Genomic DNA, 24,946 nt, shown 5'->3' on the forward strand with positions numbered 1-24,946 from the left:
GCGAGCATGCCGACGCCGAAGGCGATGATGCCCGCGGCGAGAGGGTTGCCCTGCGTCTGCTGGGTCACGGCCTGCGGGGCGCCGCGGACCGTGTCCGCGACGCTGTGGGCGGCGTCCGACGCCTTGTCGCCGAGCTGGGACGCCGTTTCCGACGCCTTGTCGCTCAGCTGGGACGCCTTGTCCTGGACCGTGCCGGCCGCCGAATGGGTGGCTCCCGAGGTGGTGCCCATGACCTTCTCCTTCACCGAGGTCCAGCGGCGCTTGGCCACCTGCCTCGGGCTTGTCTTCTCGGCGAGCAGATCCACGTCACGCGTGAGCGAGGCGCGCGTCTGCTCGATCTCCTGCCTCAGCCGGTCGGGTTCTTCAGCCATTGCGCGTCCTCCTTGATCGTGTCGACGGTGCGGTGCGGCACGGGATCGACGGTCTTGAGCTTCTTGCGCCCGTTGGCGTAGAGAACGGCGCCGATGATTCCCCAGATGACCGCGACGATGAGCGCGGCCCAGCCGAGGTCCATCACGTTGCCCAGCGCGAACACCAGCGCGAAGCTGAGCAGCACCACCGCGAGGTAGCCCGCGAATCCGGCGCCGCCGAGCATTCCGGCGGCCTTGCCGGCCTTGGTGGCCTCCTGCTTGAGCTCCGCCTTGGCCAGCTCCACCTCCTGGCGGAACAGCTGGGACAGGTCGTTGCTGATGTTGCCGATCAGCTCACCGACGGAGGTCGACGAGACCTCCTCGGCGCGATCCTGCTCGGCCGGGTACGGCGTGGTCATCGCGCGCCACCCGGATACTCCTCGTCCACGACGACGGGCGTGCCCGTGCCGGTGGAGGCGTACTCGGTGCCGCCGGCGGTGTACCCGCGGGTCTCGACGGCCGGGTCGGCGTAGCCGGTGCCGGTCGTGGTCGCGCCCGTCGTGGTCGCCGTGGTGGTGTCGTAGCCCGTGGCGTAGGTGCCGCCGGTGCCGTACGCGCTGCCGGTGTCCGTACCGGACACGAAGGAGTCCGTGCGCGGCTTGCCGGCCGTGTCGTCGGCCTTCACCACGCCCTTGCCCAGCCGCCCGACGACGAAGCCGGCGGCCAGCGCGGTGGCGAGGAAGGCGCCGGGACGACGCCGGGCGAAGTCCTGCACCTCGCGCAGCACGCCCTCGGGACCGTGGTGGTCCAGGTAGTCGGCCAGCTGCCGGCCGCCGTCGGCGACCCGCGAGACCACGGTGGCGGCCGGCGAGTCCTGCCGCTCGCCGCGCATCTCGTCGAGCTGGTCCGCGACCTGCCGGATGCTGCCGACGAGCTTGTCGTTCTGGGTCCGCGCCTGGCTGCTCACCTTGTCGCGAACCTCGGAGGCGACGGTGCGCGCCTGGCTCTTCGCCTCGGCGCCGACCCGCTGGACCTGCTCCTTGGCGGTGTCCTTCACCTCGCTCGCGGCCTGCCCGGCGGCGTGCGCGCTTTCGCCGGCGACCTGCTTGGCCTGCTCCTTGGCGCCGGAGGGGGAATCGCTCTCCGTCGTACCGAAGGCGCGGTCGTCGCCGGCCGTCAGGGTCTCGCCCGGGGTGAGGCCCGTCGCGGGGTAGGTCTCCGTCGCCGGGTAGGTCTCCGTTGCCGGGTAGGTCTCGGTGGCCGGATAAGTCTCCGTCGCCGGTTGCACCGGCACCTCGCCGTAGCCCGTCGTGCCGTCCGGTGCGCGGGCGCCCGTGTAAGGGTCACTCATCGCTACCTCCAAGTTGGTTCGTCCGTCGGTGCGTTCCCTATGCGCTACCCGCTGGGAGCGCGCGCCGAACCTGATTCCGGTTGACCGATGGTGCGAATTCACGCTGCATAGATCGGCTGCGATGGGGTATGCAGGCCGGTCGGGGCTTTTCCTAGCGCACCCATCGGCTTGGCATGCTGAGGGGCGTCACTGTCGGTACGAGTCAGCCGTGCCACGTCCGCCAGAGAGCCGAATACGCACCACCGGCGTCGATCAGGTCGTCGTGGGTGCCGAGCTCCACCAGGCGCCCGGCCTCCATGACCGCGACCCGGTCGGCGTCGTGCGCCGTCTGCAGCCGGTGGGCGATCGCGATCACCGTACGGTCGTGCAGCACCGCCGCCAGCGCCCGTTCGGCATCCCGCGCGGTGGCCGGGTCGAGCAGGGCCGTCGCCTCGTCGAGGACCACCGTGTGGGGGTCCGCGAGCACCACCCGGGCCAGCGCCAGCTGCTGGGCGCGGGCACCGTCGAGGGCGATGCCCGACCCGCCCAGCGGCGTGTCCAGGCCCTGCGGCAGCTCGTCCGCCCAATCCGCGCCGACCACCGCCAGCGCCGCCCGCAGCTGCTCGTCGGTGGCGTCCGGCGCGGCCAGGGTGAGGTTGTCGCGCACCGCGTCGCGGAACACGTGATGTTCCTGGCTCACCAGCACGATCTGCCGGCGCAGCAGGTCCGGCGGCAGATCGGCGATCGCCACCCCGCCCACCGTCACCGTCCCGCTGCGCGGCCGGTCCACCCCGGCGAGCAGACGGCCCAGCGTGGACTTGCCCGCCCCGGACGGCCCGACGACGGCCAGCCGCTCCCCCGGCCGTACCGTCAGATCCACGCCGCGCAGCACGTCCCGGCCTCCGTCGTAGGCGTACCGGAGATCGCGGACCTCGATCCGGTCCCCGGCCGGCGGCGGGCCCGGCACCGTGACCGCCGGCGGGATCGCCGCCAGGCCCTCCACCCGGGCGAACGACGCCGCGCTGCTCTGCAGCTGCTCCAGCCAGATCAGGATGGCGTCGAGCGGGACCGCGAGCTGCCGCAGGTACAGTGCGGACGCGGCGACCGCGCCCAGGCTCAGCCGTCCCTGACCGTGCAGGACGCCGCCGATCAGCAGCACCGCCACCACCGGGAGCACATAGGAGACGTCGACCGCCGGGAAGAGGACGCTGCGCAGGAAGAGGGTCCGCAGCCGGGTGCGCCGGACCCGGGTCATCGCGTGCCCGGCCACGGCGATCCGGCGTTCCTGCAACCCGAAGGCCTCGACGGTACGCGCACCCGCGATCGTCGCCGCCATCTCGTCGGCGAGCACCGACGCCGCCGCACCCTCCTCCAGGTACGCCCGCCGGGCCCGGCGCAGGTACCAGCGCGTCACGACGGGGATCCCGGCGAGGCCGAGCACGGCCACCGCCCCCAGCAGCGGTTCCAGGACGAAGACGGCGGCCAGCACGAACAGCGCCTGACCGGCGGCGATGAGGACCTCCGGCACCGCGTCGCGCAGCGTGGTCGCGACCGCTCCGACGTCCGCGGTGCCGCGGGTGGCCAGGTCGCCGGTGGGCACCCGTTCCGCCACGGACGCGGGCAGGGCCAGGGCGCGGTCGAGGAAGCCCTCCCGGACGCGGGCCGCCGTACGCTCCCCGAAGCGGTAGCCGACCGCCAGCGCCGTACGGGCCAGGATGATCTGCGCCAGCGTGCACACCAGGATGCCGCCGGCGAGCCGGTCCACCGCGCCGACCGACGCGCCGCCCGCGGCCACCGTGTCGACGATCCGGCCCAGCAGCCAGGGCCCGCCCAGTGCCGCGACCGCGGCGGACGCGTTGAGCAGCACCATCCAGACGACCGTGCGTCGTTCCACGCGCAGCAGGCGGGCGGCCGCCCGGCGCAGGTGGGCGGTCCCGGCGACGGGCAGGACGGTCACCGGACCGCCCCGGCCGGCACGCCCTCCCCTGCGGCGCGGCTGACCAGCGCGCGATATCCCGGTTCCGCGGCGAGCAGATGCCGGTGCGTGCCGGTGGCGATCACCCGGCCCGCGACCAGGTAGTGCACCACGTCCGCGCGCTCGAGCAGCGCGGGCGAGGTGGTGGTGACGAGGGTCGCCCGCCCGGCCCGCGCGGCGCCGAGGCGTTCGGCGACGGCCGCCTCGGTGTGCGCGTCGACCGCCGAGGTCGGCTCCACGGCGAGCAGGATCTCGGGGTCGGCGTGCAGCGCCCGGGCCAGGCGGATCCGCTGGCGCTGGCCGCCCGAGAGATTGCGGCCTTGGGTGTCCAGCACGGCGGCGGTCCCGCCGGGCAGGCCGTCCACGATGTCGCTCGCCGCCGCGGCGGCCAGGGCCCGGCGGACGGCGGCGTCGTCGACCGCCGCCCGGCCCGCGACCACCTCGCCCAGCGTGCCGGTGAACAGGTACGCGTCGCCGTCGGCGACCAGCACGCGCTCGCGCACGGCGATCCGCACGACGGGGATGCCGCCCCAGGTGGCGGCGGTGAGCCCGTAGCGGCCCAGGCGGTCGACGACGGCGGCGGCATCAGCGGGCCGGGCCGTGGCGAGCACGGTGAACAGGCCGGGGGCGACGACCACACCGGACTCGGGGTCGTACAGCGCCGCGGGCCGCTCCGGTCCCCGCTCGGGCGGTGCGGGGTCGGCCGGTAGCCGCAGGAACTCCAGGATGCGCCGGCCGGCGACCATCGCGCGGCCGATGTCGAAGCCGCCCTCGATGACGAAGGCCGCCGGCACGACCAGCACGGCGGCGTACCCCCAGACCGCGATCAGCTCGCCCACCGTGATCGTGCCCTGCGCCGCCATCCGGGCCGCCAGCCAGATCACCACCGCCAGGAACAGGGCCGGCAGGCCCATGCCGAGGGCCTGGATCCAGCTCGTCACCGCGCCGACGTGGTAGCCCTCCTCGACGACCCGGCGCGACTCGCTGCGGTAACGGGCCGCGTACGCCTCCTTGCCGCCGAGCCCGTTGAGGATGCGCAGGCCAGCGACGACGTCGACGAGCCGGTCGGCGAGCGCGCCCTGACGGGCCCGGTACCTGGTGCCCGCGCGTTGCAGCCGGCGCAGCATCGGCCCGACCACCAGGGCCAGCACCGGAACACCCGCGAGGACCACGACCGCCAGCAACGGCGAGATCTTCAGCAACAGCACGGCCACCACGCCGTACGCGAGGGCGGCGCCGAATCCGGGCCCGGTGACGGTCAGGGCCTGGGCGAGCACCCACACGTCGGCCACCCCGATGGTCACCACCTCGCCCCCGCCGATGCGCCGGGGCAGGGCCGCACCGAGCCGGGTGGCGTGCGCGATCACCGTCCGGATGGTGCGCAGCCCGCCGTCCAGGCGGATCTTCGTCATGGTCCGGTGGCGCAGGATGGCCAGGATCGCGTTGACCACCCCGACGGCCAGGAGCGCGGCGACCCAGGCGGTCAGCGCCGCCCGGTCACGCCGGCGAAGGCCGAGATCGACGGCCTGGGAGAGAAGGTACGGCGGGAGCGTCAGCCCCACCATCCACGAGGACCCGAGCAGCGCACCGACCGCCACCCGGCGCTTCTGCCGGCGTACCAGCCACCACAGGTAGCGCAACGGACCCCGCACGTCGGCGACCGCGAGTCCTGCTTCCGTCACCCCTTGCACCCTAGAGCGCCGCGATCATTCCCGGGAGTCCCCAATTCCCGCACCTCATCGCCGGGTTAGTCTCCGGGCGTGAGCCTTTACGAACCGCCTCTGATCAGCGCCAACCGGGTCATCGGCGGGCGCGCGTACGACTTCTCCCGGCGGGTGGCGGTGATGGCGATCGTGAACCGCACCCCGGACTCGTTCCACGACCGCGGCCGCACCTTCGCGCTCGACCGTGCCACCGAGGCGGTCCGCGCGGCGGCGGAGGCGGGCGCCGACTGGATCGACATCGGCGGCGTGCCGTTCGCCCCCGGCCCGGAGGTCACCGCGGCGGAGGAGCTCGACCGGGTCCTCCCGGTGGTCGAGGCGGCTCAGGGCCTGGCGGTGGTGTCCGTGGACACGTTCCGCCCGGAGGTGGCCCGCGAGGTCATCAAGGCCGGCGCGGGCGTCATCAACGACACGTCCGGCCTGCGCGACCCGGAGATGGCCGACGCGGTGGCCGGCACGGACGCCACCCTGGTCATCACCCACAGCCTCGCGGCGCCGCGGACGGCGCACCCGGGGCCCACCTACGACGACGTGACCGCCGAGGTCACGGACTTCCTGCGGCAGAAGGTCCGGCTGGCCGAGGACCGCGGCGTACGCCCGGAGCAGATCATCATCGACCCGGGCCACGACCTCAACAAGAACACCCTGCACACCCTCGAGATCACCCGCCGCCTGCACGAGGTGGCGGACATCGGCCACCCGCTGCTGGCGGCGGTGAGCAACAAGGACTTCATCGGCGAGACCCTCGACCTGCCCCAGGCGGAACGCCTCGCCGGCACGCTCGCGACGGTGGTGTTCTGCGTCCTGAGAGGAGCACGGATCGTCCGCGTGCACGACGTGCGCCCGGCGGTGGAGGCGGTGCGGATGACCGAGGCGATGATGGGGTTCCGAGAGCCGGCGTACACCCGGCACAACATGCCCTGAGCTACTTGTCCAGCAGCTCGGTCATCCAGGGCTCGCGCGGCACGGGATCGGGGCCGACCACCTGCATCGCGCCCAGGCAGGTGAGCAGCATGCCCATGGCCAGGAACTGGCGGGCCTCGTCCTGGTCGGCGCCGGTCAGTTCGCGCACCGTGCGGTAGATACGGCCGAAGCAGTCGCGGACCACCGGGCCGATCGCGGGGTCGGCGCTGGCGGTGAAGCCGTGCAGCAGCACGGTGATGAGCTCCCGTTCGGCGAGCAGGTCGTCGTAGGCCGCGCCGAGGCTGGCCAGGGTGGGCTCCACGGCGGCCGCCTGGCGGAAGCGCTCCTCGATGCGCCGGCCGGCGTTCTCGACGGTGGCGAGGAAGAGCTGTTGCTTGGTGCCGAACAGCCGGATGACGTACGGCTGGGAGACCCCGGCGATCCGGGCGACCTGGTCGGTGGTGGTGCCGGCGTAGCCACCGGTGGTGAAGGCGGTCAGTGCCGCGCGGAGCAGCTGCTCGTGCCGCTCCTCGGCGGTGAGACGGGTACGGGCCACCCCTCCAGGTTATCAGCGGATGACACACCGCGACCGACACACCGCTGTCGCAGCCGTAAAGAATGGCGAAAAGGCGACGCTGCATTGTCATTCTTCAATAGGAAAAGGAGTCTTGACCGACCGTTGTCCCCGGACGAGATTGAAGGCGACGCACAGGCGGGCCCGCCGGTAGTCATCGCACCGCACACCTTTCGTCGAAGGAGACGCGATGACCATCTCGAAGCACGGAACGCGGCGCCTCAGGGCGGCGCTCGCGGGTGCCGCGCTGATCGCGCTGGCCGCGCTCGGCATCCCGGCCCCGGCCAGGGCAGCCGTCCCGGTGGCCGTGGCCGAGCCGCTCGAGCAGTGGACCGGCTGGGCCCCGCTCCCCGGGGGCGGCGCGACGCCGGACAGCCCCGCCGCGGTCTCGTACAACGGCACCCAGAACGTCTTCGTGCGCGGCACGGACAACGCCATCTACCGCAACGTGCTGAGCGGCGGGGACTGGAGCGGGTGGACGCAAGTCCCCGGCGGCGGCGCCACACCGTCGGCACCCGCGGCCGTCGTCTTCAACGGCGCGTTGAACCTCCTCGTACGCGGCACCGACAACGCCATCTACCGCAACACCCTCAGCAGCAGCGGCACCTGGTCCGGATGGAGCCAGGTCCCCGGCGGCGGCGCCACACCCTCGGCACCCGCGGCCGTCGTGTACAGCGGCGCGTTGAACCTCCTCGTACGCGGCACCGACAACGCCATCTACCGCAACACCCTCAGCAGCAGCGGCACCTGGAGCGGATGGGCCCAGGTCCCCGGCGGCGGTGCCACACCGTCGGGCCCGGCGGCCGTGGTCTTCACCAGTGCTCTGAACGTCTTCGTCCGCGGCACCGACAACGCGATCTATCGCAACGTTCTGCGCAGCGGCGCCTGGAGCGGGTGGGCACCCGTCCCCGGCGGCGGAGCGACCCCTTCCGGACCCGGCGCGGACGTGTTCAGCGGCAGCCTGCAGCTGTTCGTCCGCGGCACCGACAACGCCATCTACCGCAACGTCCTCGTGCCGTGACATGAGGCGGGAACGGGCCGGCGATCGCAGCGCCGGCCCGTTCCGCATGTCCGGGGGTTGCCAAGGCATCGGTTGATAACTAACGTGGCGGGCGCACTAGTTATCATTCGATAACAACAAGGAGCCCGTCCATGACCACCATGACCGTGCCGAGCGTGCAGCCGCCCGCTCCCGCACGACCGCACCCGGCACGACCGCTCGCCGCCGTGCTGGCCGCCGTCGGCATCCCGATCTTCATGGTCACGCTCGACAACCTCGTGGTGACCACCGCACTCCCCGTGATCCGGACCGAGCTCGGCGCCTCCCTGGCCGACCTGCAGTGGTTCGTCAACGCCTACACGTTGCCCTTCGCCGCCTTCCTGCTCACCGCCGCGGCGCTGGGTGACCGGATCGGCCGGCGGCGCATGTTCCTGACCGGGATCGTCGTGTTCACGCTGGCGTCCGCGGCCGCCGCCCTGGCCACCGAGCCCTGGATGCTGACCGCCGCGCGAGCCGTGCAGGGACTCGCCGGCGCCGCCGTCGCTCCCCTGTCCCTCACGCTGCTCGCGCAGGCCGTACCCGAGCGGATGCGCAACGCCGCGGTCGGCATCTGGGGCGGCATCAGCGGCCTAGGGGTGGCCGTCGGGCCCGTGGTGGGCGGCGCCGTCGTGGAGGGGCTGCACTGGTCGTGGATCTTCTGGCTGAACGTACCCGTCGGGGTGCTCGCCACCGTCCTCGCCGCCGTCGTGCTGCGCGAGTCGCGGGGCGGCGCGCCACGGCTGGACCCGCTGGGACTGGTGCTCTCCGCGGCGGGGATGCTGCTGCTCGTCTGGGGCGTCATCGACGGGCCGGATCATGGCTGGCGCTCGGGCCGGGTGCTCGGCATGCTCGCGGCGGGCGGCGTACTCATCGCGCTCTTCGTGCTGTGGCAGTGGCGCAACCGGACCCCGATGCTGCCGCTGACCCTGTTCCGGTCGCGAGGATTCGGGCTGGTCACGGTGGTCACCCTGACCTTCTCGGCGGGCACCTTCGGCTCGGTGTTCCTGCTCGCCCAGTTCTTCCAGGTCGTGCAGGGGCTCAGCCCGCTGGAGGCGGGGGTTCGCACGCTGCCGTGGACCATGGCGCCGATGGTCGTCGCGCCGCTCGCCGGGATCTTCGCCGACCGGGCCGGCGTCCGGAACCTGATCGTGGCCGGACAGGTGCTGCTCGCCACCGGCGTGCTCTGGATCGCCCTCGTGAGCTCGACCACCGTCTCCTACGGCGACCTGGTGATCGCCTTCGCCCTGGCCGGCGTCGGCATGGGACTCACCTTCGCGCCGATCAGCACCATGGCGCTGGCGAGCGTCTCCGAGAAGGACCGGGGCGTCGCCTCCGGCGCCAACAACACCATCCGGGAGCTGGGCGTGGCGGTCGGGGTCGCGGTGCTGGCCTCGGTGTTCAGCTCGTACGGCGGCTACACCGGCGGCCAGTCGTTCGTGGACGGCATCGTGCCGGCGGTGATGGTCGGCGCCGCCGTGATCGCCGTGGGTGCGGTCGTGGCGATCTTCCTCCCCGGCCGCTCGAAGACCCGGTGAGAACAGGCGGAGCGGCCGGGACGGATCCCGGCCGCTCCACCCGTGCGCCGGTTCAGCCGATGCTGACCCAGGCGTCGTCGAGGCCGCCGTGGAACTGGTCGTTGTTGACGCCCGTACCCTTGCCGCCCAGGCTCAGCGGCTGCGTCGTGACCACGGACAGGGCCGCGGGCAGCGTGGTGGAGCCCTCCACCTGGTCGTCGACCAGGATGGTCAGCGTGGCGCCGGCGCGCCGGCACTCGAGGGAGTGCCAGCCACCGTCGGCCATGGACTTGCCGCTCTTGGCCAGGTGGATGGTCGTCGACGACTTGTCGCTCATCACGCAGCTCGGCTTGCCGGAGGCGCCGTCGACCTGGAGCTTGTACTGCCCGCCGGTGGTCGAGTAGCCCTTCTGCAGGATGTTCTCGCCCGACGAGGTCTCCGCCGGCGAGAGCATGACGTGGGCGCCGTACCGCAGGTCCTTGGCCCCGGGGTTGAGGTCCGGGGCGTCGGCGGCCTGCAGCACCACCCGCGGGCAGGTCGTCCCCGTGCACTTCGCCGGGTACATGATGGCCTGGCCGCTGCCGTGCGCGACCGTCTTGAGGGTGGCACCGTTCACCGCGCGCGTCCGCAGCTGGTGCCCGTTACCCGAGCCGTCGTCGTAGGTGCCGTCCGGCACCGTCGAGTCGAAGTTGTACGACGCCACGTACGGCGTGGGCGGCGCGGGCGGCACCGGAGTCCGCGCGGTGGGCCCGCCGAACGAGGCGTAGCGCTTCTGCGTGACGCCGCCGATGGTGGTGAAGTCGCCGCCGACGCTGAGCAGGCCGGTGGCGGTGTCGGTGGCGAGGGTACGCACCCCGACCACGCCGTTGGCCTGCGGCGCCCACTCGGTCAGGTTGCCGGCGCCGTCGATCGCGGCGAGCTTGACCCGCGGCACCGAGCCGTCGGTGCAGACGCCGTTGGTGCCGTTGTTGGTGGTCGTGCACGCCCGGTCGAAGTGGCCGCCGACGTACGTCGTCCCGCCGAGCGTCGCGATCGCCTGCGCGTCGCCGTCGAAGACGCGGGTCCAGCGGGCGAGGCCGCCGAACGTGTACGCGATGGCCCGGCCGCCCTGGCCGCCGAGCGCGGCGTAGACGCCGTCGGCATCGGTCGAGAGCGCGAAGACCTGGGACACCGGCTTGGGCAGGAAGCTCTTGTCGAGGACGCCGGTCACGTCGTCGACCGCGGTGAGGCGCAGCGTGGAGCTGATCCCGTTGGTCTTGTGGAAGCGGCCGCCGAGGTAGACGCGGGTGCCCGCGACCGCCAGCGCGTTGACGGTGTCGTCGGTGGTCGGCGCCCAGGTGTCCAGGGCTCCGCTCGCAGTGCTGAACGCCGCCAGGTTCGTCCGCGGGGCGCCGTCGACGGCGGTGAGCCGGCCGCCGACGTACAGCCGGCCGTTGCCCACGGCGAGCGCGTTCGGCTGGCCCAGCACGGTGTGCTTGAGGCCGGTGAGCTCACCGGTGGTGCCGTCGATGCCGGCGACCGCGTCGCGGGACATGCCGGCGACCTTGTCGAAGTCCCCGGCGGCGAAGACGGTGGTGCCGTCCACCGCGAGGGCTCGTACGGTGGCGTCGGCGCCCGGGTTCCAGCTCAGCAGGGTCCCGGTGCTCGAGTCGAAGGCGGCGAGCCGGGCGCGGGCGATCGTCTTGCCGCCGACGACCGCGCCGGTGAAGGAGCCGCCGACGTAGACCACGTTTCCGCGGTGGGCGAGGGCGTACACCGGGCCGTTGAAGGAGGGCGCCGCGGCGGGCGTACCGGAGACGACCTCGGCCAGGGCGGCACCGCCCGCCGCGACCAGGACGGTCGCCATGCCGAGCGTGATCAACTTTCGCGTGCCGGATTTCAGGCCATTTCGGTTGTTAAGCACACCCGGTGTCAACGGCGCTCGCGCCCGGAGGACGCGAGCGCCGTGAGTTTTGTCCCCTAGGGAGTGATCGTGAAGGTGCGGGTCGTCCCGGTGAAGGGCTTGATCGACCCGGTCAGGCTCTTGGCGTCGCCGTGGTGCACGATCCGGTACGTCCCCGGCACCGCGTCGGCGGGCACGCTCCAGCTGATCTGGGCCGTGGAGACGCCGAGGTACTCGCGCTTCCAGCGGTAGATCGTCTGCCACTCCGCGTCGGTGGACACCGTCGTCCACGCGCCGCCGTCCTGGCGCTGCACCTCGAGGAACGTACCCTCGTCACGCAGGTTGTTGTCGGGGTGACCGGTCACGAAGTCCGCGCGGACCGTCGCACCCCGGGCGTACGAGGCGGCCGGCTCGGTGATGACGCTGCCGAAGGACTTGCCCAGCGGCGGCGAGTCCAGGACCACGCCCGGGCGCACGCTGATCCGGTTCTGGGGCAGGGCGGGCGGCTGGACCGCGCTGGGGGTGGGCTGCCCGGTGCGCAGGGCGGCGGCCAGCTTCGCCAGTTCCTGGGCGTACGCGGACTGCGTGTAACGGCCGAAGTGCGTCGCGGCGCCCTCGTAGTGCTGGAGGTCGTACTCCTCCGGCGTGGCCACGTAGCCGGCGTAGGCATTCGCGTATCCGGCCAGGATCTGGTGAGTGGCGATGCCGCCGAGCTGGGCGGCGACCGCGTCGCGTACCCGCCGGCCGGAGACGATCGTGAACTCGCCCGGCGCCGTGGTGATGGCCAGCTGGCCCAGGCGCAGGATCTGCAGCGGCATGATCTGCGGGGTCCACGGCGGGTTCTGGCTGCCGCTGCCGAGGAAGACGTCCTTGGGCGCCTGGCAGGCCCGGACGTCGGCCGGCGTCGGGTTCACGATGATGCCCGCGACCAGCAGCAACGGGTTGGTGTTGAGGTCGCCCTCGTCGACGATCGGCGGACCGGGGCCGTCTTCGGCGCCGGCGGTGAAGTTCTGGCCGAGCGCGCCGGGACACGTGTGGTGCTCGCGGCCGTCGGGGGTGTACTCCCCGGACACCTGGACGTGGGAGAAGTCCACATAGCGCCCGCGGGCGTCGATCGGCCCGGTGAGCTCCTCGGTCGCGCCGTCGAACAGCTGCTGGGCCTTGTCGGCCTGCAGCTTGCCGATGATCCGGGTGTTCTCGAACTCGTCGTCGGTCGGGCCCTGGGCGCCGCCGTTGCGCAGGTTCGGCGACATGTCACCGGCGTTGGTCTGCGCGAAGGCCGCGACGAACGCCCCGCGGTGGGCCCAGTCGACGCCGTGCACGCCGTCCTCGATGAGGTGGGCCGCGTACCCCTTGTTGTCGGCGCTGATGAGGTGGTTGGCCGGGGTCATCGAGGTGCCGTGGGTGGCGAAGAAGCTCAGCAGGCCGACCGGCCGGCCGCCGCGCTCGAAGCGCAGCACCGTCATGTGGGTGTCGACGGCGCCGGGGAACTTCGCCTTGTCGGACGCGGGGTTGTTCTCGAACGCCGGCAGCGAGCGGTTGACGTTCGCGCCGGACAGCTCACCCTCGGCGATCTTGACCGAGCCGGGGGCGAGACCGGCGTCCGCGGCGTCGACGGCCCGGACGATGCCGGACACGATCGCCTCGAAGACCGGCGCCTCGAAGCCCAGCGTGGTGAGGTTCCACATCGTGTACTCCGAGAACCCGCCGGGGCCGGAGTGCGTATGGGTCGCGGTCAGGACGACGTTCTGGTCGGTGTACGTGGTGCCGTGCTTCGCCCGCAGTCGCTTCAGGACCTCCATCTGCACGGCCTGCGTGACGAAGTCGATCTCGGCGCTGACGAACGCGACGTGGTGGCCGGCGCCGTCGGCCACCACGAAGGCGCGGGCCCACTGGCGGGAGGCGATGCCGGAGGTGGTCTGGGTGGGATCGGCGTAGCCGAGCATGCCGACCTCGGCCGCCTCACCGGTGATGTCACCGATGCCCACCCCGACCTGATAGCCGGAGGGGGCGGCGGAGGCGGGAGCGGGGAGAAGCAGGAGCAGGCTCGCGGCGAGGCCCGCGAGCAGGCGTCTGGGGGACAAGGGCACCTCCGGATATAGACCGAGGGCGATCGATAGACCGAGATGTTAATGCGATTCATGTTTTAACGCACGGACTGTGGAATACTTCCGGGACTTGGCCCCGAAACTTACGAGGAGGGTCCGTGGCCCGCGTGACCATCGCCGCCATCGCCCGGGAGGCCGGGGTCTCGGTGCCCACGGTGTCCCGCGTCCTCAACGGGCGCGCCGACGTCGCCCCGCAGACCCGGGAACTGGTGGAGAACCTCCTCAAGGAGCACGGCTACCGCCGCCGCGCCTCACGCCAGCAGACCGGCAAGGCGGCCCTGGTCGACCTGGTGTTCAACGACCTGGACAGCCCGTGGGCGGTCGAGCTGATCCGCGGCGTGGAGGACGTCATGCACGCCGCCGGCGTGGGCACGGTCGTCTCCGCGGTGCACCGGCGCTCGACGGCGACCCGGCAATGGCTGCAGAACCTCTACGCCCGCCAGTCCGACGGCGTCATCTTCGTGACCTCCGACCTGACCACACCCGTCTACGCCGAGCTGCAACGGCTCAACATCCCGGTGGTGGTGATCGACCCGGCCGGCGGCGCCCCGCTGGACATCCCGACCGTCGGCGCCACCAACTGGGCCGGCGGCCTCTCCGCGACCCAGCACCTGACGTCGCTGGGGCACCGGCGGATCGGCTTCATCGCCGGCCCGAGAAACCTCATCTGCAGCCGGGCCCGGCTCGACGGATACCGCACCGGCCTCGAGACGGTCGACGAGTCCCTCATCCGGCAGGGCGATTTCATGTACGAGTCGGGCTTCGCCTGCGGCCGTTCGCTGCTGGACCTCCCCGACCCGCCCACCGCCATCTTCGCCTCCAGCGACACCATGGCCCTCGGCGTGTACGAGGCCGCCCGGCACCGCGGCCTGCGCGTCCCCGGCGACCTGAGCGTGGTCGGCTTCGACGACCTGCCGGAGGCGCGCTGGGCCTCTCCCCCGCTGACCACGGTGCGCCAGCCGCTTGCCGAGATGGGCGGGCTGGCCGCGCGGACGACGCTGCGCCTGGCCCAGGGCCAGGAGATCGAGACGCCCCGGGTGGAGCTGGCCACCGAGCTCGTCGTCCGCGACAGCACCGCCCCGCCGCGCGCCCCGGCCGTCAACTCCTGAACCGGGGCGCGGGCAGCCGCGTCAGTCGACGACGCGCGGTGCGGTCCGGGCGGCTTCCTTCAGCGCCGCCGCCGCACTCGAGTACGGGTTGTACGTGTACGAACGCGACAGCGTCCCGGGCACGGTGAAGTACTCCGCGGACAGCTTCGCCGGATCCGTGGCGATCTCCCCGCGGCCGGGCAGGTCGTCGCCGTCGTCCCAGCCCCACGGCGCGTTGGCGGAGTTCGTACCGCACGAGAAGGTGCCGACGCCGCAGTCGCCGGAGGTGTCCCCGGCGAAGGTGCCGAGGTTGGCGAAGAGGCTGCTGTTGCCACGCTCGGCCCACAGGCCACCGGCGGCGAAGATGTCGACGAGGGCGTACCGGACGTCGCGGTCGTCGGCCGAGCTGGGCGTCTCCGCCGTGGTCGACGGGTAGTACACGATGCCGTCGCCGTTGATCTTGTATTGCGGGTACGCCTTCAGGCCGTGCCCGCCCCGCTCCTGCGCCGTCACGGGGTGCTGGAACGAGTCGTGCGGCGAGGACTGCATCTGCAGCGTCCCGTCGACGGTCTCCCGGCCGGTGGTCCAGGTGCTCCCGGCCGGGGTGTACGAGTAGAAGTTCGTGTGCGCCACGGTGACCGCCCCGCGCAGCACCCCGTAGTCCGTACCGTTCTTCTCGATCGCGAGCGTGACGCCCTCGCCGTCGTTCTCGTGCTCGCTCTCGAAGAACGGGTGGTCGATCCAGTCCCGCGGGTGGAAGAAGAAGTACGTGATGAACCAGTGGCTGCCGGTCTCCACGACCGAGTAGTACACGTGCGCCGCGAAGGACACATCGGACCGCCCGGCGTCGTCCCAGTTGTTGCGCCCGTTCAGGTCGCCGTCGTAGTCGACCCGGGTGAGGTAGTCGGACTTCCCGCCCAGCGAGTGGCTGCCGGTGGCGTCGACGTCCTGATAGTGGATGGGGGCCCAGCGCAGCGCCAGCTGGGCCCGGCTGACCGCCGCATGCGCCGGCGCCGGGCTGACGAGCCCCGCGGAGACGAGTACGGCGGCCAGCACGGTCGCGATCCTGCCCGTGACGGACATAGGTTCTCCCGCGTTCGAAGAGATAGATCGCGGTCAACCTAAAAGATCGGGTACGGCGTGTACATGTCCACTGGACGACGCGCGGGTGGCGACCGGCGGACACCTTCGGTCGGCGCCGCACGCCGACCGGAACTTCCGGAACCGGCTCTGCCGATCAGAGCACCTGCTTCGGTCGGACGTCGCCCGCTACTTCCCCGACACCGTGATCGTGACGTGCGCGGCAGCGGGCAGCGCTTCCTGGGCTGGACCAACTCGCTGTTCTGAGGAGCCTGGCCGTCCCGCTGTTGGTGCTGGTGCTGGCGACCTTCGTCCGCGACGTACCCCCAGACCTCGCGGGAGGGCAAGTACACTCCGCCCGGATCGATCGACGGGGAGGCCGGGGTGCGGCGCAAGATCATTATGGTGCTGGGTGCGGTGCTGCTCGCGGGCGTGCTGCCGGCGACGGCGCCCGGCGCGTCGGCGGCGGTCGCCGCCGAGACGAGCACGATCACCCTGGACGGGCACGTCGTGCAGCGGGACCGCGTCGCGACGCCGAAGACCCGGGTCACCGGGACCGGCGCCACGCACGCGGACTTCGACGGCGACGGCGTCGACGATGTCGCCGGTCAGGCGTACGTCACGAAGATGGAGTGGAGCTCCGACCACCAGAGCTCGGGAATCGTCACGGTCCGCTACTCCTCGGTGCCGTACACCGATCACTTCACCGACGACCCGGAAGGCTGCGGCTTCGGTTACACCCTGGCCTCCGGCAACTTCAACGGCGACAAGTACGACGACCTGGTGATCGGCGCGCCGTGCGAGCCCGATCCGCGGGCGGGCTCGGTGCGGGCCGGCGGCATCTGGATCCTGCCCGGCGGATCCGAGGGTCTGTCCTTGGACCGGGCGATCCACATCGACCAGAGCACGGCCGGCGTCCCGGGCGCCTCGGCGGCCGACGACTACTTCGGCGGGGCGCTCGCGACCGGCGACCTCAGCGGCGACGGGCGGGACGATCTCGCCGTCGGTGCACCGTGGAAGAAGATCAACGGCAGGCAGCAGGCCGGTTCGGTGCTCGTCCTGCTCGGCGGCACCACGGGGATCCGCACCACGGGCGCCGTCCGGCTCGACCAGGACCAGCCGGCGGTGCCCGGCGGCGCCGAGGCCCGGGACCAGTTCGGCTACGCGCTGGCCATCGGCAAGGTCGACAAGGACCGGTACGCCGACCTGGTCATCGGGACGGTCGGCGAGAACGCGAGCGACTACCCCGGCAACGGGGCGGTCACACTGATGCGGGGCGCCGCCTCCGGCGTCCTGCAGTCCGGCGCCACCACCGTCACCGGGCACAGCGCCGCCCTGGCGCTGCACCGCGACGGCGTGATCCTCAACGGTCTGGGCGAGGCCCTGGCCGTCGGCGACACGAACGGCGACGGGTACGGGGAGGTGCTGGTGGGCATGTCGGCCGCCCAGGCCGCCGACGGCCTCCTGGCGAGCGGCGCGGTGATCAGCCTGGCGGGGCGCGCAGGGGACCTGTCGACGTCGGGCGTGAAGATGCTCTCGCAGAACACCGCCGGAGTGCCGGGCGCCGACGAGGCCGAGGACCGCTTCGGCGACAGCATCGCGGCCGGCGACGTCACCGGCGACGGGCGGGCCGACCTGCTCGTGGGTGTACCGGGCGAGGACCTCGGCAGCCATCGGGACGCGGGGGCCGCCGTGCTGCTGCGCGGGTCGGCGTCCGGCCTGACCGGCACCGGCGCGCAGGTCTGGAACCAGGATTCCGGCGGGGTGCCGGGCGCCGCCGAGAAGGGTGACCGTTTCGGCGACGTCCTGGGGCTGCTGAACCTGGACGGCCGGGGCGGCTGGGACGCGGTGGTCGCCGCGCCGGGCGAGAAGATCAGCGGTGATCCGGACCCGGTGGCGTCCGGCTTGATCCAGACCTTCACCGCCACCTCGGCCGGGCTCACGCCGAAGACGAGCTGGAACGGGCGGATGCTGCGCTACACGGACTTCTACCTCGACAACTACGGTCAGCGCCTGGCCGCGGGGTAGCGGATCACCACGGTTCGACGACGACGGGTGTGTGCAGCACCCGGTCCGGGCCGGCCACCCGCCGTTCCCCCGTGAGCCGCACCGTGGCGCGGCAGGGCAGGTCCGTGACGGACCGTCCGACATGGACCTCCAGCTCGCCCGGGTCCACCACCCGACGCAGGTCCCGCCCGACGAAGGCGGTGCGGTCGGCGTGCAGTGTGAACACCACGCGGGCCGCCGCGCCGGCGGCCAGCGGCACCCGGGCGAAGCCGGCGAGCTGGCGCAGCGGCCGGGTGACCTCCGCCTGGACGTCGTGCAGGTACAGCTGGACCACCTCGGCGCCGTCGCGCGCGCCGGTGTTGCGGACCCGGACCGACACCGTCAGCGTGCCGTCGGTCGGCAGCTCCGCGGCACTCAGCGTGAGGTCGTCGTACGCGTACGAGGTGTACGAACGCCCGTGGCCGAAGCCGAACATCGGCGTCGGATCGACGTTGCTGACGCCCTGGCTGTTCGCGCCCAGCGGAGGCTGCAGGTACGTGCCCGGCGCGCCGCCCGGTAGCCGGGGGATCTGGACGGGGAGCCTGCCGGCGGGGTTGACCCGGCCGGAGAGGACGCCCGCGAGGGCCGCGCCGCCCTCCTCGCCCGGCATGAACGCCTGGATCATCGCGGCGGCGCGCTCGTAGCCGCCCAGCGCGTACGGGCGGCCGGACACGACCACCACGATCACCGGCGTACCGGTGTCCAGCAGCGTGCCCAGCAGCTCGCCCTGCACGCCCGGCAGGGAGAGGTCGGGGACGTCGCAGCCCTCGCCGGAGGTGCCGCGGCCGAACAGGCCGGCCCGGTCGCCGACCACCGCGATGCAGACGTCGGCGGCCGCCGCGGCGGCGACCGCCGCGGGGAAGCCCGAGCGGTCCTCGTCGCGGATCGGGCAGCCCCGCTCGAGGGTGAACCGGTCGCCGGGCAGCTCGGCGTGCAGCGCCGTCCAGAGGGAGTCGGCCGCCACGCCCATGCTGTACTCGGGGAAGTCGCCGAGGACGTGGTTGGGGTAGGAGTAGCAGCCCATGAACGCCTGCGGGTCGTCGGCGCACGGGCCGACCACCGCGATCCGGCGGGGGCGGGCGCCGGCGCCGAGCGGCAGCACCCCGGCGTCGTCGGCGAGCAGCACGATCGAGGCCTCGGCCAGCTCCCGGGCGATCTCGCGGTTGCCCGGCGGGTCGAGATCGATTCCCGCCCCCGCGGCGACCGATCCTTCCGGCGTCCAGTCCGGATCCAGCAGGCCCAGCTCTGCCTTCTGCCGCAGCACGCGGCGGGCGGCCCGGTCCACCAGCTCCTCGGGTACGCGGCCCGCCCGCACCAGGGCCACCAGGCCGGCGCCGTAGCCGATGGTGTCGGGCAGCTCGACGTCGATGCCGGCGGCCAGGGCGAGCGCGCCGGCCTCCGCGGGTGACGCCGCGACGCGGTGCATGGTCTGCAGGAACGGCACCGACCAGTAGTCGGAGACGACCACGCCCTCGAAGCCCCACTCGTCGCGCAGGACGACGGTGAGCAGATCGGGGTCGGCGCCGGCCGGAAGGCCGTCGATCTCCGCGTACGAGTTCATCACCGAGCGGGCCCGGCCGGCACGGACGGCCGCCTCGAACGGGGGCAGGATGATCTCGCGCAGCTCGCGCGGGCCCATGGGCACCGGCGCGTGGTTGCGGGCAGCCCGGGAGGCGGAGTAGCCGGCGAAGTGCTTGAGGGTGGCCACGACCCCCTCGTCCTCGAGGCCGCGCACGTACGCGGTCCCCAGCGCCGCCACCAGGTACGGGTCCTCCCCCATCGTCTCCTCGACCCGTCCCCACCGGTAGTCCCGGACGACGTCGAGCACGGGTGACAGACCCTGATGCACGCCGGCCGAGCGCATGTCGGCGGCGATGGCGCGCGCCATCCGCTCGACCAGCGCGGGATCGAAGGTGGCGGCCCAGGCGAGCGAGGTCGGGTACACCGTCGCGCCCAGCGTGGTGAATCCGGTGAGGCACTCCTCGTGCACGATCGCCGGGATGCCGAAGCGGCTGCCCGCCGTGACCCGGCGCTGCAGCCCGGCGACGCGCTCGCGCCCCTGCCGGGCGGTGACCGGGCGGGTGCCGAAGACCCGGGTGAGGTGGCCGATGCCGTGCCGTACGGCCTCGTCGAACGGGCGGGACCCGGCCGCGAAGATCTCCTGCATGGGCGCGACGTCGCCGGTGGCCTCCACGGCCAGGCCCTCCCACACGCTGCCGAGCTGGGCGATCTTCTCCTCCAGGCTGAGCGCCGCGAGCAGGGCGTCGGCCCGCTCGGCGGCAGAGAGGGCGGTGTCGGTCCATCGGTGCCGGTCGACCGGGTCCAGCACGGCCATGGCTCCTCCTGCCTCGCCGGAAGTTGCGGAAATATCCCGGTCGGCTTTTGCAGTCTGCCCGGCCGCGTGAACCCCACGCAAGGCGCCCGGCCCCGGCCATTACCCATCCGAAACTTCCGGAGTATCGAGCGGCAAAAAGATCCCGCCGCCTCGGCCTGCGAGACGGCGGGATCCGGTGGCTGCCGGAGGTCACTCCCCGGGTTTCTTGAACTCCTCCTGGGGCTTGCCCTCCATGAAGTCGGCCATCGTCTCGTAGACCGCCGGGTTGACGATGCCGTGCGACATCCGGTCGTAGTGGCCCGCCCAGTCCGGGTTCACCAGATAGCCGGCGATGACCAGCGACTGGGTGCCGACCACCAGCGCCGCGGTCTTGTCGGCGTCGGTCGTACCGGTCTTGCCGAAGATCGGGTGACCCACCGCCGGGTGCGCGTCCGGCTCGGTGGCTCCGCCGCAGTTGCCCAGCTGGGCGTGGTCGCCGACCGGGCAGCGGGCCGCGTCGAGCGCCTTGCGCGCCACGTCCTTGCTCGTGGCCCGGGTGCACTCCGGCTGGCCGGCCTTCACCTTGGTGCCGTCGGCCGAGGTGATGCGCTGGATCGGCGTCGGCTTGCAGTACATGCCGTCGCCGGCCAGCGTCGCGTACGCGTTGGCGATGTCCAGCGGCGTGGAGGCGGAGACGCCCAGCGTGAAGGCGCCCCACTGATGGGCCGCGTCCGGGTTGTTCGCCATGTCGGCGTCGGACTTCGCCCGGAACTGCACGCCGAACCGCTTCGCGACGTCCACCACCTTCTCGGCACCGACCTGCTCCTGCAGCGGCACGAAGTACGTGTTCACCGACTTGCCGAAGCCGGTCCACATGTTGAAGGTGCCCTGCTCGTCCTTCGACGCGTTCGACGGGCAGTAGAAGTGGGTGCCCGGGCAGGCCGCGTCCGAGCTCGGATCGATGATGTACCCGGACTTGTACGTGGACCCCGACGTGATCTGGTGATCCAGCCCGAAGCCGTTCTCCAGCGCCGCCACCATGGTCAGCATCTTGAACACCGAGCCCGCCTGGTAGCCGACGATGTCGCCGCCGCCGGTGATGATCGGGTTCGTGGTGTACGGATACGTGCCGCGGATGCCCTTGGCCGCCAGTTCCGGGTTGGAGTTCAGCCTGTTCTTCGGATGCTCGGGGTTGTCCAGCTTGAACTTGCGGTTCGCCGCCAGCGTGCGGACCCGGCCGGTACCCGGCTCGATCCCGGCCAGCAGCAACGCGTTGCGGTTGGTGTCGTTGATGCGCCGGGTGATCTCCTTGCGGGCGGCAGCCTGTGCATCGACGTCCAGCGAGGTCACCACGCGGTAGCCGCCGCTCTTGAGCTGGCGCTCACGGTCGTACGTGGTCTCGCCGAACTCCTTCTGGCTCAGCCACCAGCGGTAGAAGTAGTCGCAGAAGAAGCCCCAGTTGTTCTTCGCCACCGACACGCAGCCGTTACCCGGGCGGTTGGTGGTGCGCCCGAGCTTGGCCGCCTTGGCCTTGGTGCCCTCCTCCGGGCTGATGTACTTCAGGTCGACCATGTTGTCGATGATGTAGTTGCGCCGGTCGAGCGCCTGCGGGTAGCCGGAGGGCGTGGTCGGGTCGAACGAGGTCGGCGCCTTCACCATGCCCGCCAGCAGCGCGGCCTCGGCGACCGTCAGGTCCTTGGGCTTCTTGCCGAAGTACACCTGGCTGCCGGCGTAGACACCGTAGGCGCCGTTGCCGAACGGGGCCATGTTCAGGTAGCGCTCGAGGATCTGCTGCTTGGTCAGCTCCTTCTCCAGCTGCAGGGCGTACTTCATCTCGCTGAGCTTGCGCTCGGGCGTGTCCTTGGTGGCGTCGATCGCCTCCTGCGGCGTCTTCGCCGAGTAGGCCAGCATCATCCGCACGGCCTGCATGGTGAGCGTCGAGGCGCCCTGCTTGGCCCCGCCGTTCTTGTTGTTGACGAACGCGCGGGCCACGCCCTTGAGGTCGACGCCGTTGTGCTCGTAGAACTGGTGGTCCTCGGCGGCGACGATCGCGTTCTGCATGTTCTTGGAGATGTCCTTCAGCGGCACGTCGCTGCGGAACTCGTCGTACATGACCGCGATCTGGGTCTTGCCGTCGGAGGCGAAGATCCGCGTGACCTGGGGTGCGGACTGGTGTTCGAGCTCGGTGGGCAGCTCGGCGAACCCGCGCGAACCCGCCTTCGCCGCCAGCCCGGACATCGCGACGGCCGGGAAGGAGGCCGCCGCGACCACCACCCCGGCGAGCAGTCCGCAGATCACCAGAGATCCGGTGTTGGCAAAGAACGAGCGATCGCGTTTTCGGGTCCAGAAACTCACCCGGCCCACGTTAGCCACGGGGATCCAGCACCGCCTCTCGAGGGTTGCCCCATTTGTCTGCGTGCAGAACGTCATCAAGGGGGCGTCGCCGCCGCCACCCGTGCCGTTCCAGGTCTGGTACGCGCTCCAGATGCGTGACCGGGCCCAGGCACAGCCACGCCACCGGGCGCACGCCCTGCGGTATGCCCAGCAGGCTGCGCAGATAGTCCTCCCGGTAGAAGGAGACCCAGCCCACGCCCAGCCCCTCCGCGGTGGCGGCCAGCCACAGGTTCTGGATCGCCAGGCACACCGAGTACAGGCCCGCGTCGGCGATCGCATGCCGGCCCAGCACCGCGGGGCCGCCCCGGTCCGCGTCGTACGTCACGACCACCGAAAGAGTGGACTCCATCACACCATCGATCTTGATGCGCGCGAACCGCTCCGCCGCCTCGCCGTCGAGCTGCGCGGCGAAGACCCGGCGCTCGTGCTCGACGTGGTCGCGGAACCGCCGGCGCACCCCGGGATCGCGGATCAGGACGAAGTCCCACGGCTGCGACATCCCGACGCTGGGCGCGGCGTGGGCCGCGGTGAGCAGCCGGTGCAGCACCTCGGCCGGGATCGGGTCGCCGGTGAACTCGCCACGGACGTCGCGGCGGCGGTGGATGGTCTCGTACAGGTCGTGCACAACGGCTCCCGGTGATCGGCTCGAGGGGTCAGAGCTGATTCTCGAACGTCGCCACCCCGCCGGTCGCAGCCGCCTGCGGCAGGCGGGCCTTCGCGGTCGTGTCGCCGTGCAGCGCCCAGCGCAGGAACTCCGCCGAGGTCCGGGTCGTGGCCTCGAAGTCGCCACTGCCGGTGACGTGGCCACCCTTGGTGACCGAGAGCATCGCGCGCGACCACGGCACGGCCGAGAAGACGGCGTGCCCGGCCCGGTACGTCACCGTCTCGTCCTTGCGCCCGTGCACGAACAGCATCGCGGCGGCGGGCCCGGTGAACGGCATGCCCTGGAAGTCCGTACCGGCGAGCACCACGCCGGCCTTGAGCCGCTCGTCCCGCCGCGCGCTGAACAGCCCGACCGTGGTGATCCCGCCCGCCGAGTGCCCGGCCGCGGCCAGCCGGTCCGGGTCGATCATCGCGCCGGCCGGGCCGCCCTGGGTCAGCAACTGGTCGATCACGTGGGAGGCGTCGGCGGGCTGGTTGACGATGTCCTGCGGGTCGAGGTCCGGCACACCGTAGGAGGTCTTCGGGTACGTGGGACCGGCGACCACCAGGCCGGCCTGCGCCCAGCGCGCCAGCATGTCCTCGTAGTCGCCCGGCTGAGCGGTCAGCCCGTGGCTGAACAGCACCAGCGGGAAACGCCCGCCCGCCGCCGGCGCGTCCTGGCCGGGGGCCGGCTCGCCGCCCGGCGCGGTGCCCGCCGCCGGATACCAGACCGTCGTCGGCAGGGCCCGGTCGCCCCGGCTGAGCTGCAGCGTCCGGCGGCCCACCGGATACGCCGCCGCGGGCGCGGTGCCGACCGGCGGCGTGTACGGCGTCGCGACGGCCCGCGGCGCCAGCGACGACGCGGTGGTCGAGGCGAGGATCGGCGCGGCCGAGGCGGAGGCGCTCGTCGCCCCGGACATGCCGACGCCGGTGTCGGCCGTGCAGGCGGCCAGGCTTCCGGCCCCGGCGGCGCCGGCCAGCCCGAGCAGCAGTGTCCGTCTACGCATGGTGACCAGTGTGCGGGGCGTACCTGTGATGACCTTGGGAATGGGGCGAGCCGTAGATCACATCGGGTCACGCCGGTCGCCCCCCGTATCCGGAATATGCTCCGGTTCATGACGAACAGGCCTGTGAGGATCGCGCTGCAGCTGCAGCCGCAGCACGCCGATTACGCGACGATCCGGCGTACCGCCGCCGAGGCGGAGGAGCTCGGCGTCGACGTCCTCTTCAACTGGGACCACTTCTACCCGCTCTACGGCGCCCCCGACGGCCTGCACTTCGAGTGCTGGACGATGCTGGGCGCCTGGGCCGAGGCGACCTCGCGGGTGGAGATCGGCGCCCTCGTGACCTGCAACAGCTACCGCAACCCGGACCTGCTCGCCGACATGGCCCGGACCGTCGATCACATCAGCGACGGCCGGCTCATCCTCGGCATCGGCTCCGGCTGGTTCGAGAAGGACTACCAGGAGTACGGCTACGAGTTCGGCACCGCCGGCGGCCGCCTGAACGACCTCGCGGCGGCCCTGCCGCGGATCGAGGCGCGACTCGGCAAGCTGAACCCGCCGCCGACCCGCAAGATCCCCACGCTCATCGGCGGCGGCGGGGAGAAGAAGACGTTGCGGCTCGTCGCCGAGCACGCCGACATCTGGCACAGCTTCGGCGACGCCGCGACCGTGGCGCACAAGCTGGGCGTGCTGCGGCAGCACTGCGCCGACGTGGGCCGGGACTTCTCGGAGATCGAGATCTCCGGCGGGCTGCCCTCCGGCGACGACGCGGTGAGCGCCGCGGCGGCGCTGCGCGAGCAGGGTGTCTCGCTGTTCACGGTGGGCGCCGGCGGCCCGAAGCCGGACCTCGGGCCGCTGCGCGATTGGCTGGCCTGGCGCGACGAGCAGAACGCCTGACCGCTCGCGGCCGTGCCCCAGCCGGCCGGGGCCCGGCCCCCCCGGGGCCAACAAAATTTGGGGGTACCAAACAAAGGCCCACCCC

Annotated in this window: 19 protein-coding genes; 6 read left to right on the forward strand and 13 right to left on the reverse strand. The window is 72.3% G+C overall.

The window, feature by feature from the left end; genetic code table 11:
- The 5 genes from ACIBO8_RS18290 to ACIBO8_RS18310 form a co-directional block, all read right to left on the reverse strand.
- On the reverse strand, positions 1-371 hold a 371-nt coding region (locus tag ACIBO8_RS18290; protein WP_396116411.1), incomplete at its 3' end, for a DUF3618 domain-containing protein.
- Entirely contained in the window at positions 347-769 is a 423-nt protein-coding gene (locus tag ACIBO8_RS18295; RefSeq protein WP_396116412.1) for a phage holin family protein, read from the reverse strand. The genes ACIBO8_RS18290 and ACIBO8_RS18295, both read right to left, overlap by 25 nt.
- A complete protein-coding gene (locus ACIBO8_RS18300; RefSeq protein ID WP_396116413.1) occupies positions 766-1,701 on the reverse strand; it encodes a hypothetical protein in 936 nt (311 codons plus the stop codon). Before ACIBO8_RS18300 ends, ACIBO8_RS18295 begins: the two co-directional genes overlap by 4 nt.
- A 202-nt stretch (positions 1,702-1,903) precedes the next feature.
- Positions 1,904-3,637 (reverse strand): ABC transporter ATP-binding protein, encoded by a 1,734-nt coding sequence (locus ACIBO8_RS18305; protein ID WP_396116414.1) that lies wholly within the window; start codon positions 3,635-3,637, stop codon positions 1,904-1,906.
- Positions 3,634-5,253: an ABC transporter transmembrane domain-containing protein gene (locus tag ACIBO8_RS18310; protein WP_396117091.1), complete on the reverse strand. Its 1,620-nt coding sequence runs from the start codon at positions 5,251-5,253 to the stop codon at positions 3,634-3,636. The genes ACIBO8_RS18305 and ACIBO8_RS18310 overlap by 4 nt, the downstream gene beginning before the upstream one ends.
- Before the next feature lie 162 nt (positions 5,254-5,415).
- Between ACIBO8_RS18310 and folP the strand changes: the two genes are divergently transcribed.
- Complete coding sequence (gene folP / locus ACIBO8_RS18315) at positions 5,416-6,300, forward strand: dihydropteroate synthase (RefSeq protein ID WP_396116415.1); 885 nt, start codon at positions 5,416-5,418, stop codon at positions 6,298-6,300.
- A gap of 1 nt (position 6,301) precedes the next feature.
- Here folP and ACIBO8_RS18320 read toward each other — a convergent pair whose 3' ends face one another.
- Positions 6,302-6,835: a TetR/AcrR family transcriptional regulator gene (locus tag ACIBO8_RS18320; protein WP_396116416.1), complete on the reverse strand. Its 534-nt coding sequence runs from the start codon at positions 6,833-6,835 to the stop codon at positions 6,302-6,304.
- Between the two features lie 208 nt (positions 6,836-7,043).
- Between ACIBO8_RS18320 and ACIBO8_RS18325 the strand changes: the two genes are divergently transcribed.
- Positions 7,044-7,874: a hypothetical protein gene (locus tag ACIBO8_RS18325; protein ID WP_396116417.1), complete on the forward strand. Its 831-nt coding sequence runs from the start codon at positions 7,044-7,046 to the stop codon at positions 7,872-7,874.
- A 131-nt stretch (positions 7,875-8,005) separates the two neighbouring features.
- Entirely contained in the window at positions 8,006-9,427 is a 1,422-nt protein-coding gene (locus tag ACIBO8_RS18330; protein WP_396116418.1) for a DHA2 family efflux MFS transporter permease subunit, read from the forward strand.
- Positions 9,428-9,479: 52 nt separating this feature from the next.
- Here the strand turns inward: ACIBO8_RS18330 and ACIBO8_RS18335 are convergent, their stop codons facing one another.
- Both ACIBO8_RS18335 and ACIBO8_RS18340 read right to left on the reverse strand, forming a co-directional pair.
- Complete coding sequence (locus ACIBO8_RS18335; RefSeq protein ID WP_396116419.1) at positions 9,480-11,252, reverse strand: LamG-like jellyroll fold domain-containing protein; 1,773 nt, start codon at positions 11,250-11,252, stop codon at positions 9,480-9,482.
- A gap of 113 nt (positions 11,253-11,365) precedes the next feature.
- Positions 11,366-13,372: a neutral/alkaline ceramidase gene (locus ACIBO8_RS18340; protein WP_396116420.1), complete on the reverse strand. Its 2,007-nt coding sequence runs from the start codon at positions 13,370-13,372 to the stop codon at positions 11,366-11,368.
- Positions 13,373-13,494: 122 nt separating this feature from the next.
- Between ACIBO8_RS18340 and ACIBO8_RS18345 the strand changes: the two genes are divergently transcribed.
- Positions 13,495-14,505, forward strand: coding sequence for a LacI family DNA-binding transcriptional regulator (locus ACIBO8_RS18345; RefSeq protein WP_396116421.1), 1,011 nt, complete (start codon positions 13,495-13,497; stop codon positions 14,503-14,505).
- Positions 14,506-14,526: 21 nt separating this feature from the next.
- Here ACIBO8_RS18345 and ACIBO8_RS18350 read toward each other — a convergent pair whose 3' ends face one another.
- Complete coding sequence (locus ACIBO8_RS18350) at positions 14,527-15,567, reverse strand: hypothetical protein (RefSeq protein ID WP_396116422.1); 1,041 nt, start codon at positions 15,565-15,567, stop codon at positions 14,527-14,529.
- 381 nt (positions 15,568-15,948) lie between these two features.
- On the opposite strand from ACIBO8_RS18350, the gene ACIBO8_RS18355 reads away from it, so the two are divergent.
- Positions 15,949-17,592: a hypothetical protein gene (locus tag ACIBO8_RS18355; RefSeq protein ID WP_396116423.1), complete on the forward strand. Its 1,644-nt coding sequence runs from the start codon at positions 15,949-15,951 to the stop codon at positions 17,590-17,592.
- A 4-nt stretch (positions 17,593-17,596) separates the two neighbouring features.
- On the opposite strand, the gene ACIBO8_RS18360 is transcribed toward ACIBO8_RS18355, so the two are convergent.
- The 4 genes from ACIBO8_RS18360 to ACIBO8_RS18375 form a co-directional block, all read right to left on the reverse strand.
- Positions 17,597-19,945 carry a beta-glucosidase gene (locus ACIBO8_RS18360; protein WP_396116424.1) on the reverse strand — a complete coding sequence of 783 codons (2,349 nt, stop codon included), beginning with the start codon at positions 19,943-19,945 and terminating at the stop codon, positions 17,597-17,599.
- Between the two features lie 189 nt (positions 19,946-20,134).
- Positions 20,135-22,279 carry a transglycosylase domain-containing protein gene (locus ACIBO8_RS18365; RefSeq protein ID WP_396116425.1) on the reverse strand — a complete coding sequence of 715 codons (2,145 nt, stop codon included), beginning with the start codon at positions 22,277-22,279 and terminating at the stop codon, positions 20,135-20,137.
- Positions 22,280-22,289: 10 nt separating this feature from the next.
- Positions 22,290-22,943: a 5,6-dimethylbenzimidazole synthase gene (bluB, locus tag ACIBO8_RS18370; protein ID WP_396116426.1), complete on the reverse strand. Its 654-nt coding sequence runs from the start codon at positions 22,941-22,943 to the stop codon at positions 22,290-22,292.
- A 28-nt stretch (positions 22,944-22,971) separates the two neighbouring features.
- Entirely contained in the window at positions 22,972-23,967 is a 996-nt protein-coding gene (locus ACIBO8_RS18375) for an alpha/beta hydrolase family protein (RefSeq protein WP_396116427.1), read from the reverse strand.
- Positions 23,968-24,075: 108 nt separating this feature from the next.
- On the opposite strand from ACIBO8_RS18375, the gene ACIBO8_RS18380 reads away from it, so the two are divergent.
- A complete protein-coding gene (locus tag ACIBO8_RS18380; protein WP_396116428.1) occupies positions 24,076-24,861 on the forward strand; it encodes an LLM class F420-dependent oxidoreductase in 786 nt (261 codons plus the stop codon).
- Positions 24,862-24,946 lie beyond the last annotated feature (85 nt).

This window comes from Actinoplanes sp. NPDC049681 (assembly GCF_044465265.1).
Lineage (GTDB): Bacteria > Actinomycetota > Actinomycetes > Mycobacteriales > Micromonosporaceae > Actinoplanes.